Origin of the sequence: Enterobacter sp. Ag1, from assembly GCA_000277545.1 — a bacterium.
Taxonomy (GTDB): domain Bacteria; phylum Pseudomonadota; class Gammaproteobacteria; order Enterobacterales; family Enterobacteriaceae; genus Cedecea.
Genome location: AKXM01000047.1, coordinates 1 through 13,509, shown reverse-complemented (window position 1 = coordinate 13,509; position 13,509 = coordinate 1). Strand labels below are relative to the sequence as shown.

Below are 13,509 nucleotides of genomic sequence, written 5' to 3'. Positions count from 1 at the left end.
CGACCTGAAGAATAAGTCGATCACCATGGGTAAAGGATGTTAAAAAGTGTTCACCATGTCTGCGAACACCTGTCTACCATGTCCCCGGACTGTACATGGGGAGAGGGTTAGGGTGAGGGGTTACCGCCCCTGCTTTCTCAGCAAATAAACGAAATAAGGCGCACCGATAAATGTTGCCAGCAGCCCCGCCGGCACCTGATTCGGGAAAAGAATCATCCTGCCGCACCAGTCCGCCAGAATCATTAACATCCCGCCAAAAATCCCGGCCATCGCTATCTGCGGCATTGCCCTGCGGAAGCCAAGCATGCGAGCAATATGTGGCGCCATCAGCCCGACAAAACTCAGCGGGCCGACGATTAACGTCGCCGTGGCGGTAAGCGTTGCCGCCAGCAACAGCAGCGCAAAGCGCGATGGTGTTAACGCCATTCCCACTGCCCGTGCGGTGGCACCGCCCAGCGGTAAAATTACCAGCCAGCGGCGCAGTAGCGGCGTGATGGCTAACAGCCCAACCATGACACCCAACGTTCTGACTGCCTGCTCGCCTGTAACGTTATACGTCGAGCCAGAAATCCAGGTCAGCAGCGTCGCCATACGCGGATCGCCGCTTGCCATCAGCATCATCAGTAGCATGGTAAAGGCGGTGCTGAGCGCCATCCCGGCCAACAGCATACGCTGAGGAGAAAACCCGCCTCGTCCGGCAGCCATCATGATGATCAGCAGCGTTACCGCCGCACCAAGACTGCCCGACGGCAACAGCCAGACAAACGCGTTCCCCGGCACAATAAACAGCATCAACACCACGCCGAAGGCCGCGCCGGAGCTAATACCCAAGACTTCCGGACTTGCCATCGCGTTGCCGGTTAACCGCTGGATAAGGCAGCCCGCAACCGCCAGCATCACGCCTGCGGTCAAAGCCGCCATAACGCGCGGCCAGCGCCACGGCAGCACATCGTCAAAGAGCGCACCACTTAACCATCGCCAGCCGTGTGCGTCACGCCCCAGTGCCAGCGCGGCGGCAATCACCAGCAGCAGAATGCCAAGTCCCGTGGCCACCCAAAGCAGCACACGCTGGCGTTCAGCCTGAACATGATCTCCGGCGCTCATGGACGGCGCACCGCTGGTACGCAGACGAGGCAGCAGCCACAGCAGGATAGGTGCGCCAATCAGCGCAGTGACCGTCCCGGTAGAGACTTCACCCCACACGCTGGAAAGCCAAACTACCACCTGGTCAGACAGCCAGAGAATCAGCGCCCCAATGAGCGGAGCCAGGCACAAACGAGCAACCAGGCGCCGAGCCCCCAGCATTTTTGCCAGCAGCGGCGCAAACAGCCCGATAAAACCAACGATCCCGACCGCATTAACCAGCTGAGCACTGATCACAATCGCCAGCGCCAGCGTCACCAGCCTGACCAGCGAAAGCGCGAGGCCCAGATTACGCGCCACGCCATCATCCAGTCCCATCAGCGTCAACGGACGCAGCAGCAGCAGCGTTAGCAGCAGGCCGCCCAGCAGGCGTGGCCACAGACTCTCAACGCTGCTCCAGTCCTGCTGATTGAGCGATCCAGTGCTCCACAGGAACATATTCTGCAGCTGGTCATGGTGGAAGATTGCCAGCAGTTGGTTGACCGCCCCGCAATAAAGACTCAGCACCAGGCCCGCAAGAATCAGCGTGACCGGCGACATCCGCTTGCCCCAGGCGACGCCAAAAACAAGCAGGCCAACGACCGCCGCACCAATCAGCGCCGCAAACGGCTGGGCAGCCAGCGGCAGCACCCAAAGCGTAGCAACCGTGACGCCAAGCTGAGCCCCGCTGGCTACACCAAGCGTTGTCGGCTCCGCCAGAGGATTGCGCAGCACCTGCTGGAACAGCACGCCGACGAGACCCAGCCCGGCACCAACCAACAGCGATATTGCGAGACGCGGCAGCAGACTGAAGTGAAACAGCATCTGTTGAACATTGTCGATGTCCGGCTGGATAAAAGCACTGCGCCACTGCGAAGAGGGTAAGACGCCATGCATGTTATGCAGCGTCAGCCACAGCGCACAAACAAACAGCACCAGCAGCAGGCTGGCGGGGAAAATAACGTGACGTCTCATCGAGCCAGGCTCCTCAGGCCGTCGTCCAACACGCGGGCAAAGTGCATAGCCGACATGGTCGTGCCATAAAGCCAGACGGCGGGAACTTGCTGAAAACGGTTCTGGCGGATAAACGGCATCGCTTTCCACAGCGGCGTGGCCGTCACCTGGCGGGCCACCGCTTCGTTTTTATGGTCGAAGCACAGCACATCGGCGTCTTTTATCACCGCCAGGCGTTCAATCCCAACGACCGCCGTCCCCCAGAAGTTCGTTTCTTCTTGCCAGGCATTCTTCACCCCCAGCAAATCCATCACCTGCTCGAACAAGCTGTGCTTGCCCACCACCAGCGCATGGCGATTATCCAAAAATGACATCAGCAGCACTGGACGGTTGCCGCGCGCGGCAAAGCGAGGCTTCATGCTGGCAATAAACGCATCAAATTCGGCCAGATGCCGACTGGCGGCCTGCTGCATACCCAGCGTATCCCCCAGTTGAATGAGCGATTTACGCGCAATATCCAGCGGCTTGCCGGAGCCATCGTTAAAATTGAACCCAAGCCCAGGGGCGATACGGGTGATTTTTTCCGGCGAAGGGCCGTAGCCCGCAGAATAGAGAATCAGCGATGGTTTTAGCTGCGCCATCAGCTCGAGGTTAGGTTCGGTGCGCAGGCCAACATCAATCACGCCTTCCGGCAGCTTAGGTTCGTTCACCCAGATTTGGTAATTAGGGATGTCGGCGACGGCCATCGGCGTGACGCCGAGCGCCATCATCAGCTCAACGGGCAGCCATTCCAGGGCGATGATGCGTTTTGCATCCGGCACCGCCGCCTGCGCGGCAGGTAATTTTAGCAGCAGCGGTGAAAGCGCCATCGCCGCCAAAAGGCGGCGACGGGTTAAAATAAAGTCATTCATACGGCTCATCAATAAACAAAACTCACCGGCGCAGCCCCCGCCGGGTGCGGCAGGATGCCCATCGGAATACCGTAGATATGCTCCAGCGTATCACTTTGCATTAAGGCTTCCGGCGTCCCTTGCGCGATCATTTCGCCACCGCGTAGCGCCACCAGATTGTCGCAGTACCGCGCAGCCATATTAATGTCGTGCAGAACGGCAACCACCGTCAGGCCGCGCTCCTGACTAAGGCGATGGATCAGCGCCAGCACGTCCACCTGATGAGCGATATCCAGCGCAGACGTCGGCTCATCCAGCAGCAGGCAGCGGCTATCCTGCGCCACCAGCATGGCGATCCATGCCCGCTGGCGCTCGCCGCCGGACAGGCTGTCCACCAGACGATGCGCAAACGGCTTCAGCCCTACCAGACTGATTGCCTCATCCACCAGCTCACGGTCAGCCACGCCAAAGCGCCCTAACGCCCCATGCCACGGGTAACGGCCAATCGCCACCAGCTCACGCACCGTCATACCCTCAGCGGCAGGAAGCTGCTGGGGAAGATAGGCCACCTGCCGGGCAAAAGCTTTACTGCCCCAGCTGTCCAGCGGCTGTGAGTTCAGCAGAATTTCACCCTCAGAAGGTTTCTGGTGGCGACCCAGCATTTTCAGCAGCGTCGATTTACCGGAGCCGTTATGGCCAATCAGGCCAGTGACTTTGCCCACCGGGAAGGTGATAGACAGCGGATGGAGTAGCGTGCGGCCAGGCACGCGAAACGTGACATCAGTGAGGCTAAAAGTCGTGTCGGGATGAAGCTGTTTATCCTGCATGGTAGCCATCTTAGTGAAGGGCACGGCGAACCGTGCCCGGGAGACAAGTTAGAAGCGGAAGGTCGCGGTAGCAACCACCTGACGCTCAGCGCCCCAGAAGCAACCGTAGGTGTCGAAGCAACTGGCAACGTATTCACGGTCAAGCAGGTTATTCACGTTGACCGCAATGCTGGAGCCGTTCAGGCCGAAGCGACCGAGGTCATACTTCACGACCGCATCCATAACCGCAGCGCTGCCCACCTTGAAGGTGTTAGCCGGGTCACCGTAGCTGGAGCCGATAAAGCGTCCACCAGTCCCCAGCGTCAGGCCACTCAGGATGCCGCTGTTGAAGGTGTAATCCCCCCACAGGGAAGCCATATGTTTAGGAACCTGAACCGGGCTATTGCCCTGAAGGGTCGTGTCTTTAGTGTACTGCGCATCGGTGTATGTGTAGGAAGCCGTCACGTTAATGTTGGCGTTCAACGCCGCCTTCGCTTCCAGCTCTACGCCACGCGCACGGACTTCGCCCGCCGGAACCTGATTCAGAGCGTTCGTCGGATCAGTCATCAGGGTATCGGTTTTCGTCAACTGATAAACTGCACCCGTCACAACGATCGGCATATCCTTAGGCACATATTTCACACCAGCTTCATACTGCTCACCTTTGGATGGCTGATAGGCCACACGAGGTGTGCTGTAGAGACTGAACGCGTTCGGCTCAAAGGATTGGCTGTAGCTGAAGTACGGAGAGATTCCGTTGTCGAACAGGTAGTTAACTCCACCGCGCCAGGTAAACTGGTGATCATTACGGTCTATATAACCGTTATCACTGCGAACTGTGGTTGCCTGTTTAGACCAGTCATAGCGTCCACCCAGCGTCATCACCCACTTGTTCCACTCCGCCTGATCCTGCACGTAAAGACCCGTTTGCTTACTTTCGTTCATCTGGTAAGGCACAGCGCTGCCAAAATCGACATCGCTCATTGAGGGCAGATTGTTTAGATCGAGGGCAGGTGCATTACCGAACAGAGCGCTAATGTCATTACGCATGCGCATATAATCCACACCGGTTAACAGCGTGTGATCGATAGCTCCGGTTGCAAATTTACTCTGTAGCTGAGTATCTACGCTAAAGTTTTGCAGACGTTCATTATCAACAACGGTACCACGCCCTAAATAGTGAGCTTTTTGCTCTGCAGTCAGTGCCTGACAGTAGACATTGAAAGCATTCATGCTGTTGTTGCACAGCCCGGTACCATAAGCGCTTTGTTGAGCAACTTTCATTTCAGAGAAACGCAGGTTTTGACGCACGGTAAAGGTGTCGTCGAAACCATGTTCAAAGCTATAGCCCACCATTTTCTGGTTACGGGAATAGCTATTGTTAGTTGCCGCTTCGTTGAAGCTGGTAGACAGACGCCCACCGTTTGGCAACGGTTGAACGGTACCTTCTTTCGGCAGCCAGCCGTAATAGCCTGTATCAGGCTCATTCTGGAAGTAAGACAGGAAGGTGAAGTTTGTCTTGTCGTCAGGACGCCATGAGAAAGAGGGTGCAATGGCATAACGCTTCTGTTTGGCATTATCCTGCTGCTCGTTATTAGAGCGCGCAACGCCGGTCAGGCGATAAGAATAAACACCCGCATCATCCAGGGCATCGCTGAAGTCAAAGCCTGTCTGATACAGGTTGTCCGTGCCCATTTTGAACTGAATTTCATGCAGCGGCTCGGTAGTCGGTCGCTTGCTGACCATATTCACAATACCGCCCGGGCTGCTTTTGCCGTACAGCACGGAAGTTGGACCGCGCATCAGCTCCACGCGCTCCAGCATATAAGGGTCAATGACCGCGTCGTTATAGAAATCACCCTGCATTTTCAGGCCATCCAGATAGTTATTCTGATTCAGGCCCACGGATGAAAAACCACGGATAATGACAAAGTCGTAGGTATTGGAAGCACCACGGCTGCTAACCGTTACGCCCGGCGTGTAGCCCAGCGCTTCTTTCACAGACTGGAATTGATGCATCTGCATCTCTTCGCTGGTCACCACCGAAATAGACTGCGGGGTCTTTTCAATGGGGGTATCGGTTTTGGTCGCCGTGGCGCTGCGTTTAGCGGCGATGGTTGGCGATGGCCCCCATGCGCTTTCGGCAGGCACTGCGGCGGCTGAAACGGTGATAGTGTCTTCTTTTTTGGTCGTGCCGGTGTCCGCCGCGAAGCTATTAACGCTGACGGTGCCCACCGCCGCCGCCACAAACAGGGCAAGCTTACGGACAGGGTTTTTGGCTGGCTGACCTGGGAGTGAACGCGCCATGATATTTTCTCTGGTGAAGTGGTAAATGATAACGTAAACGATAATTATTATTATGCCCGCAGGATAATAGACGAAACGCTGGCTGCATAGCAAGCGCCTCACACCCTCAGGCTTATTAAGGGAATAAGAAATAACCAGATGGTTTATGTGGTGTTAATTGGGCGTGAAATTTAAGATAAGAAACGCGTTATGGCGGACAAAAAAGCAAAAAAAAACCTCCCCCGGTTAGGGAGAGGTTTGTAAGTGAAGCGAGGCTTAATTGCTGCCGAACATGTCCTTAATCCAGCCGGCAACGCCGTCGCTCTTCTGTTCCTGAGCGGGCTGTTGCTGCTGAGGCTGCTGCTGCGGTTGTTGCTGCGGCTGCTGGCCTGCTGGCGCCTGGCTGAATGGATTAGCCGACTGCTCTTCCTGCTGACTTTGCTGGCAAAGCGCGCTCGGGTTCGTCGTCCAGACAGGCAGCACACGGTCACCACCGCCGCTACACATGAAGTAACCCGCGCCGTTGACGCCCATGTCCACGATATCTTCCGGCTGGGTCAGATCCAGCGGGATCGGCGACTGGTTTGACAGATAACGCTGATACAGCGACATTGCGCCGCTGGCACCGTACAGCTTGGTTGGCTGGTTGTTATCACGTCCTACCCAGGTAATGGTCACTTCACGGCCATCAACGCCGGCAAACCAGGTATCCACGTTGTTGTTGGTGGTCCCCGTTTTCCCGGCCAGATGCAGGTTCGGGTATTTCCCGCCCAGCGCACGGCCTGTACCGCGAGCCACCACCTGCTGCATACCAAACAGCGTCAGATAAGCAGCCTGCGCAGGCACCGCCTGCTCCGCCTGTGGGAAGCTCTGATACAGCACGGTGCCGTCTTCAGCAATCACCGACCGCAGCGCGGAAAGCGTGGCGCGGTTCCCGCCGCTGGCAATCGTCTGGAACGCCTGCGCAACCTGAATAGGCGTCAGGTTCAGCGCCCCCAGAATCATCGCCGGCACCGGATTAAGCTGGTCTTTGGGTACCCCAAGCTTGGTCCAGGTATCGGTAATGGCCGGCAGGCCCAGTGTCATCCCCAGGTTTACGGTTGGCACGTTCATCGAACGCGTCAGCGCATCCACCAGCATCACTTGCCCGCTGTACTGGTGGTTATCGTTCTGCGGTGACCAGACCTGGCCATTCGACAGTTTGATGCCAATCGGGGCATCGGCAAGCCAGGTGTTCAGGCGGAACTTATCCGGCTGGCTCAACGCCGTCAGATAAGTGGCCGGTTTTGCCAGCGAGCCAATGGAGCGACGAGCCTGCAGCGCACGGTTAAAGCCCGCAAACTGCGGTTCAGCGCCGCCCACGACCGCGCGAACTTCACCGGTAAAGCGGTCAACAATGACCATCGCCGCTTCCAGGTCGTTCAGCTTACGGGAAGCACGCAGCACCGGAACGCCTTCGGTCACTGCTTTTTCTGCCGCATCCTGAGACACGGAGTCAAAGGTGGTGAAGATCTTCACGCCGGACAGGTCTTTCACCTTGTCGCCCAGCTTATCCTGAAGCTCCTGACGCACCATCTGCATAAAGGCTGGCTGTGGCGAAATCACGCCGCCGCGAGGCTGCACGCCCAGAGGACGCGCGCTCAACATGTCGTACAGCTCCTGATCGATAACTTTCTGTTCCTGCAGCAGGCGCAGGACCAGATTACGACGTTCAAGCGCCAGCTTCGGATTTCGCCATGGGTTATACAGCGATGCCCCTTTCACCATACCTACCAACAGCGCCTGCTGGTCGAGGCTAAGCTCTTCCACCGGGCGGCCGAAGTAATACAGGCTGGCCAGCGGGAAGCCACGAATCTGATCGTCGCCGCTCTGGCCGAGATACACCTCGTTCAGATACAGCTCAAGAATGCGATCTTTGTCGTAGCGAGCATCCATGATCAGCGCCATGTAGGCTTCGTTGGCTTTACGCCACAGCGTACGCTGGTTGCTCAGGAAGAGGTTTTTCACCAGCTGCTGAGTCAGCGTACTGCCGCCCTGCACCGCTCGCCCGGCCGTCAGGTTAGCGACAACGGCGCGGCCAATAGAGTAAATGCTGATCCCGTCGTGCTCATAGAAATGGCGGTCTTCGGTAGCAATCAGCGTGTCCACCAGCAGATCCGGGAAGCCGGAACGCGGCACGAACAGGCGCTGCTCACCGTTTGGCGAAGAAAGCATGGTGATCAGCCGCGGGTCGAGGCGGAAGATACCGAAGCTGCGGTTATTATCCATGTTCTGGATAGATTCCAGATGGCCACCGTCGAACACCAGGCGAGCGCGAATCTGCCCTTCTTTACCGTCCGGGAAGTCAAACGGGCGGCGAATCAGCTCGATGTTGTTCCCCTGCACGGTGAACTCGCCCGGGCGCGTCATGCTCGACACCTGCCGGTACTGCGTCGCTTCCAGCAGCTTCACCATCTCCGCTTTGCTGTAAGGCATATCTGGCTCAAGGTTTACCATGCGGCCATAGACCGCCGCCGGAAGCTGCCAGACTTTGCCGTCAATGCGGCTGCGGATCTGCTGATCGAGGTACACGCCGTAAATAACCAGCACCACAAAGAAGATGATCGCCAGCTTCACCAACAGCCAGAAGAAACGGCGTTTTTTCGACGGGCGGCCCGAGCCTTTCCCCTTACCTTTTCCTTTCCGCGGCGGCATAGGTTCTTCGTCCTCGTAATCATCGTCTTCGTACTCGTCGTCATACTCCTCTTCCTTGAGTCGACGACGGCTCACCTTCTCTTTCGCCGGACGCGTTGGTTTTCCTTTACGTCCAATAGGCTCGCGGTCATTCCCCGCCATGCATCTTCTCCACAAAAGTTCAGGCGCAAAGGCCCGATTCTCCGTTCTTCCGCGTAATACGAAAGAAGAAATCTCTCAAAAAAAACAACCGGACATTCTTTTCAAGAATGCCTTTTCATGCTTGCTCCCTCTCCCATTGGAAGAAGGTATCAGGAATACTTTTTCGTCCGGCGCGTCGGGGCAGTATTCGCCGGATCGTCCGGCCAGACGTGCTTCGGGTAACGTCCCTTCATCTCTTTTTGCACTTCGCGCCAGGCCCCGTTCCAGAACGCCGTTAAATCACGGGTGATCTGCAACGGCCGCTGCGCCGGAGATAATAGCTCAAGCACCAGCGGAACGCGCCCCTCGGCGATGCAAGGCGTCTGTGCTTCACCAAACATTTCCTGAATACGCACCGCCAGTACCGGCGGATTTTCGCTGTCATAGCGAATCGCAATCTGGCTTCCGGTCGGCACAGTGTAATGAGTTGGCAGGGCACTATCCAGCCGTTGACGCATTGGCCAGTCAAGCAAGTTGCCCAGCGCCCGGCTAAGGTCGATATTTTTCAACGCACGTAGCGAATGCACGCCGCGCATTTCCGGCAGCAGCCAGTCTTCGAGCTTTGCCAGCAGGGAGTCATCGTCCACCGCAGGCCATTTCTGCTCCGGCAGCCAGCGAGCCGCGCAGCTCAGGCGCAACCGCAGCTGCTGGGCTGGAACGGACCACTCCAGCAGGCCCAGCCCGCGTTCACGAATGCCGTTTAAAATCGCCTGCTGCATTTCCTCTTCGGAAGGCTTCGCTAGCAGCTGAGTTTTCACCACTAATTTGCCGATCTGACGCCGCCGCCAGGCTTTTAACGCCCCCCGCTCTTCATCCCACTCCACCGAATCACTTTCCGTCAGCAGATGCGGGATACGAACGACAAGCTCTTCAACATCCAGCGGCAGCGCCAGCAGGATGCGGGCATCCGGCGACTGGCTGCCCTGCAGCAAAAGCGGCGCTATCATCCATTCATGCCGCGTCATGGCGTCATCCTGCTCCAGCATCGCACCCATGCCGTTGGCTAACTGATAGCGACCTTCTGCCCCGCGCCGCCGGGCGATACGGTCGCTAAACCCGCTTGCCAACAGCGGCATGGCTAGCGAGATATCCGGCTCCCCGCTTCGGGCATTTATTCTTTTCAGCAGCTGAGCGGCGCGCTGCCGCCAGTTACCGTTCCTGCTGTCGAAAAGTGACCGCAAATCGCCGCCGCCCTGAGTACGCGGCGGTTCCTCCAGGATTGCCGCCAGCCACGCGGCTGTGGCCTGCTCATCCGGCGTTTTGGCCGTCACCAGCATTGAGGCAAGACGCGGATCGTTACCCATTTTCGCCATTTTTTGCCCTTCTGCCGTCAGGCGTTGCTGCTCGTCAACGGCCCCTAGCTGACGTAGCAGACGTTGAGCTGCCGCCAGGTTGACCTCCGGCGGCGCATCAAGCCAGGTTAGCTGGCGCACGTCCTGGCTGCCCCATTGCAATAGCTCCAGCAACAGGCCGGATAAATCGCTTTGTAAGATTTCCGGTTCGCTCTGGGCCGCCGCACGTTCGGCCTGGTCGGCGGCGATCAGATGCAGGCATATACCCGGCTCCAGACGCCCGGCGCGTCCGGCCCGCTGGGTCATTGAGGCTTGACTCACACGCTGAGTGACCAGCCGGGTCAGCCCGGTACGAGCGTCAAAGCGAGCGACGCGCTCCTGCGCTGCATCCACCACCAGGCGGATACCTTCAATGGTCAAACTGGTTTCAGCAATGTTAGTCGCCAGCACTACTTTTCGGGTTCCTGCCGCAGCGGGCAGAATCGCTTTACGCTGCTCGCTCAGAGGTAAAGCGCCGTACAGCGGGCAAAGCTGAACATCGCTCGGCACTCGCTCTTTGAGTTGTTCCTGTACACGCTGAATTTCACCCACGCCGGGTAAAAACAGCAGCAGCGATCCTGACTCTTCACGCAGCAGCCCGGCCACGGCAGCGGCAACTGCGTCATCAAAGCGCTGATGCGCTGGCAAAGCCATGTAGCGGCGCTCAACCGGGAAAGCACGACCTTCAGAGGTAATCACCGGTGCATCCGGCAGGCATTGCTGCAGACGCTGGTTGTCCAGCGTCGCCGACATAATCAGAATTTTAAGGTCATCGCGAAGCCCGGCCTGCACGTCCAGCAGCAGCGCCAGGGCGAGATCGGCCTGTAAACTGCGCTCGTGAAATTCATCGAGGATCACAAGCCCAATACCGTTGAGCTCGGGATCCTGTTGGATAAGCCGCGTTAGAATCCCTTCGGTCACCACCTCAAGCCGGGTGTTTGGCCCCACACAGCTGTCAGCTCGCATCCGGTAGCCGACAGTTTCACCCGGTTTCTCACTCAATAATTCGGCCAGCCGCTGAGCAACATTGCGGGCGGCAAGGCGACGAGGTTCAAGCAGCAGAATGCGGCCTTCCAGCTTACTCTGCTGAAGGATTTGCAGCGGCAGCCAGGTAGATTTACCTGCGCCGGTAGGGGCATTGAGCAATACTTGCGGGGCGTACTCGAGCGCTTTCAGCACTTCCGGCAGTACGGCCGCAACCGGTAATGAGGACACAAATGGCTCCAAAGGGTTAACATCGGCAGTCGCGCATTGTAGCATCCCGCCAAACCATAACCGAGAGACAAGCATGGCCGAAAATCGACGCCTGTTTTTTGCCCTGACGTTACCGTCCGAGGTTCAGCAGCAAATCATTCACTGGCGAGCCGCCCAGTTCCCGGCGGATGCTGGCCGACCGGTAGTCGCGGCCAATCTGCACCTCACGCTGGCGTTTTTGGGGAAGGTCTCCGAAGAAAAACGCCAGGCACTGTGTCGCCTCGCCGGAAGAATTAACCAGCCCGGCTTTACGCTGCGCCTGGACGATGCCGGGCAATGGCTTCGCTCAAGCGTCGTCTGGCTGGGGCCACGCCAGGCTCCGCGCGGCCTGCTGCAACTGGCCAATATGCTACGCTCCCAGGCCGCTCGCAGCGGCTGCTATCAGTCTCCGCAGCCGTTTCATCCCCACGTGACGCTTTATCGCAATGCCATACGCTCCGTGGCGATCCCCGCCCCGGGCTTTAGCTGGCAATTTCAGGTGAATGAATTTTCGCTGTACGAGTCCGTTTTTGAACAGGGTAGAACCCGCTATCAGGCGCTGGAGCGCTGGTCGCTCACTAATAAGGAAGAGTAGATGGAGTTTTCACCCGCGCTGCAGCCCGCCACGCTAATTAAACGCTATAAACGCTTTCTGGCGGACGTTGTAACCGCCAACGGCGAAACCATGACGCTGCATTGCCCCAATACCGGAGCAATGACAGGCTGTGCCACGCCGGGCGACACGGTTTGGTATTCCACATCGGCCAGCCCAACGCGCAAATACCCCCATACATGGGAGCTTACTCAAACACAAAAGGGTGAGATAATTTGCGTCAATACGTTACGAGCAAACACTCTGGTCAGAGAGATGCTGACGACATATCCTCCGACACAACTGGCGGGCTATGACAGCCTTCAGGCCGAAGTAAAATACGGTGAAGAACGCAGCAGAATTGACTTTATGTTACAAGCGAGTAACAAGGTTAACTGCTATATTGAAGTGAAATCAGTCACGTTGCTCCAGCAGGATAAAGGCTATTTTCCCGATGCTGTTAGCCTGCGGGGCCAGAAGCATTTAAGAGAGTTGATGAATGTGGTTCAGCAAGGAGAGCGCGCGGTGCTACTGTTTGCGGTTTTACATTCTGCTATAAATAGCGTCTCGCCAGACCGCCACATTGATGAGAAATATGCGCGGCTGTTAACCGAGGCACAGCAGTGTGGGGTTGAAATTATCGCCTGGAAAGCAGAACTTTCTGCCGAGAGGATCACTCTAACTACGCCGTTGCCTGTCTATTTATAATCAGCATCTGGTTAAGGACAGATAACGTATTGTCTTTTTTATAGTCGGGTCGTTTCGCAAATAAGCTTTTCTTCACACGGTTGTCAAGAGAGGAGTTTATATAATTGCCAACCTGAAAAGCATCTGCTATTTATAGCGGCCTGATTTTACCCCGACAGGGGACCGATAAGTGCGTGTTAAGGAGAAGCAACATGCAAGAAGGGCAAAAGCGTAAAACGTCGTCCCTGAGTATTCTCGCCATCGCTGGGGTGGAGCCATACCAGGAGAAAACGGGCGAAGAGTACATGAACGAAGCCCAGCTGTCGCACTTCAAGCTTATTCTTGAAGCATGGCGTAATCAGCTCAGGGACGAGGTAGATCGCACCGTTTCGCACATGCAGGATGAAGCGGCTAACTTCCCGGACCCGGTAGACCGTGCGGCCCAGGAAGAAGAGTTCAGCCTCGAACTGCGTAACCGCGATCGTGAACGCAAACTGATCAAAAAGATCGAAAAAACGCTCAAGAAAGTGGAAGACGAAGATTTCGGCTACTGCGAATCCTGTGGTGTAGAAATCGGTATTCGTCGCCTTGAAGCACGTCCGACCGCTGATTTGTGTATCGACTGCAAAACGTTGGCAGAAATCCGCGAAAAACAGATGGCCGGCTAACGGCCCTCGGAAATGCCAAACCTCTATGGCGGGAGACTCTCCCGCCACATTACTTTATTTCACCCC

Annotated in this window: 9 protein-coding genes; 3 read left to right on the top strand and 6 right to left on the bottom strand. The window is 57.0% G+C overall.

The genetic code is table 11. From position 1 onward, the window contains the following. Positions 1 to 120 precede the first annotated feature (120 nt). From fhuB to hrpB, 6 genes are all read right to left on the bottom strand, one after another. The gene (gene fhuB, locus A936_RS18260) at positions 121 to 2,097 is read right to left on the bottom strand and encodes a Fe(3+)-hydroxamate ABC transporter permease FhuB (RefSeq protein WP_008460376.1); all 1,977 of its coding nucleotides are present in this window, start codon (positions 2,095 to 2,097) and stop codon (positions 121 to 123) included. Continuing rightward, positions 2,094 to 2,996: a Fe(3+)-hydroxamate ABC transporter substrate-binding protein FhuD gene (gene fhuD, locus A936_RS18255; protein ID WP_008460374.1), complete on the bottom strand. Its 903-nt coding sequence runs from the start codon at positions 2,994 to 2,996 to the stop codon at positions 2,094 to 2,096. Before fhuD ends, fhuB begins: the two co-directional genes overlap by 4 nt. Further along, complete coding sequence (gene fhuC, locus A936_RS18250) at positions 2,996 to 3,793, bottom strand: Fe3+-hydroxamate ABC transporter ATP-binding protein FhuC (protein WP_008460370.1); 798 nt, start codon at positions 3,791 to 3,793, stop codon at positions 2,996 to 2,998. Before fhuC ends, fhuD begins: the two co-directional genes overlap by 1 nt. 48 nt (positions 3,794 to 3,841) lie before the next feature. Continuing rightward, on the bottom strand, positions 3,842 to 6,079 hold the full coding sequence (gene fhuA / locus A936_RS18245; RefSeq protein ID WP_008460369.1) for a ferrichrome porin FhuA: 2,238 nt from the start codon (positions 6,077 to 6,079) through the stop codon (positions 3,842 to 3,844). Positions 6,080 to 6,334: 255 nt separating this feature from the next. Continuing rightward, a complete protein-coding gene (gene mrcB, locus A936_RS18240; protein WP_008460368.1) occupies positions 6,335 to 8,893 on the bottom strand; it encodes a bifunctional glycosyl transferase/transpeptidase in 2,559 nt (852 codons plus the stop codon). Positions 8,894 to 9,042: 149 nt separating this feature from the next. After that, positions 9,043 to 11,478, bottom strand: a complete 2,436-nt coding sequence (gene hrpB / locus A936_RS18235) for an ATP-dependent helicase HrpB (RefSeq protein WP_008460367.1) — start codon at positions 11,476 to 11,478, stop codon at positions 9,043 to 9,045. Between the two features lie 73 nt (positions 11,479 to 11,551). Between hrpB and thpR the strand changes: the two genes are divergently transcribed. From thpR to dksA, 3 genes are all read left to right on the top strand, one after another. Further along, positions 11,552 to 12,091: an RNA 2',3'-cyclic phosphodiesterase gene (gene thpR / locus A936_RS18230; protein WP_008460365.1), complete on the top strand. Its 540-nt coding sequence runs from the start codon at positions 11,552 to 11,554 to the stop codon at positions 12,089 to 12,091. Further along, the gene (gene sfsA, locus A936_RS18225; RefSeq protein ID WP_008460362.1) at positions 12,092 to 12,796 is read left to right on the top strand and encodes a DNA/RNA nuclease SfsA; all 705 of its coding nucleotides are present in this window, start codon (positions 12,092 to 12,094) and stop codon (positions 12,794 to 12,796) included. Positions 12,797 to 12,987: 191 nt separating this feature from the next. After that, positions 12,988 to 13,443 carry an RNA polymerase-binding protein DksA gene (gene dksA, locus A936_RS18220; RefSeq protein WP_008460361.1) on the top strand — a complete coding sequence of 152 codons (456 nt, stop codon included), beginning with the start codon at positions 12,988 to 12,990 and terminating at the stop codon, positions 13,441 to 13,443. Positions 13,444 to 13,509: the final 66 nt, after the last annotated feature.

Excerpts from the sequence above, each read along its gene's own strand:
- fhuB (WP_008460376.1), bottom strand. The coding sequence starts at position 2,097 with ATGAGACGTCACGTTATTTTCCCCGCCAGCCTGCTGCTGGTGCTGTTT.
- thpR (WP_008460365.1), top strand. The coding sequence starts at position 11,552 with ATGGCCGAAAATCGACGCCTGTTTTTTGCCCTGACGTTACCGTCCGAG.
- fhuA (WP_008460369.1), bottom strand. The coding sequence starts at position 6,079 with ATGGCGCGTTCACTCCCAGGTCAGCCAGCCAAAAACCCTGTCCGTAAG.
- sfsA (WP_008460362.1), top strand. The coding sequence starts at position 12,092 with ATGGAGTTTTCACCCGCGCTGCAGCCCGCCACGCTAATTAAACGCTAT.
- dksA (WP_008460361.1), top strand. The coding sequence starts at position 12,988 with ATGCAAGAAGGGCAAAAGCGTAAAACGTCGTCCCTGAGTATTCTCGCC.
- fhuD (WP_008460374.1), bottom strand. The coding sequence starts at position 2,996 with ATGAGCCGTATGAATGACTTTATTTTAACCCGTCGCCGCCTTTTGGCG.
- fhuC (WP_008460370.1), bottom strand. The coding sequence starts at position 3,793 with ATGCAGGATAAACAGCTTCATCCCGACACGACTTTTAGCCTCACTGAT.
- mrcB (WP_008460368.1), bottom strand. The coding sequence starts at position 8,893 with ATGGCGGGGAATGACCGCGAGCCTATTGGACGTAAAGGAAAACCAACG.